This window comes from Synechococcus sp. W60.3 (genome assembly GCF_047502615.1).
Taxonomy (GTDB): Bacteria; Cyanobacteriota; Cyanobacteriia; order Thermostichales; family Thermostichaceae; genus Thermostichus.
Genome location: NZ_JANSHJ010000038.1, coordinates 19,986 through 20,570 on the forward strand (window position 1 = coordinate 19,986; position 585 = coordinate 20,570).

The 585-nt window shown below is 61.4% G+C and carries 1 protein-coding gene; it reads right to left on the minus strand.

Annotated elements, in window-relative coordinates:
- On the minus strand, positions 1-585 hold a 585-nt coding region (locus tag NW846_RS11145; protein ID WP_414516016.1), incomplete at both ends, for an NAD(P)-binding domain-containing protein.

Sequence of the window (585 nt, forward strand, 5' to 3'; positions counted from 1 at the left end):
TCGCGGATGGACTCCACCTTGTGGCGCAGGCTGGAAATGGTGGGCACCGTCTCCAGAGAACGCCACCACTCCATGAATTGATCCACCTCTTCTTCCACCAGGGCTTCGGCAGCCAGAGCCAGCTTTTGCCGTTGGGCGCGGTTTTCTTCCACGACGCGGGAGAGGTGATCCACATTGAACACCTGTACCCCCTTCAGCTTTTCCACGTCGGGATCGATGTTGCGGGGCACAGAGATATCCACCAACAACAGCGGCTGATCTGGCTGCAGCACCCCTGCCAGTTGCTGGTAGGTGAGGATCGGCTGGGTGGCACCGGTGCTGGTGAAGACCAAGTTGGACTCGGCCACGCTGCTCAGCAGCGACTCCCAGGGCAACACCTGGATCGGCTGCTCGAATTGCTTGGCCAGGGCTTCGGCCCGCTCCAGGGAGCGGTTGACCACCGTGATATCGACTGCCCCTTTGGCCAACAGGTGCTGCACCAACAGACGGGCCATTCTCCCCGCCCCCACCACGGTAACTTTGCCCTGAGAGAGGGATCCCTGCTCTTGCAGAGCCAACTCCACCGCTGCCGAGCTGATGGACATG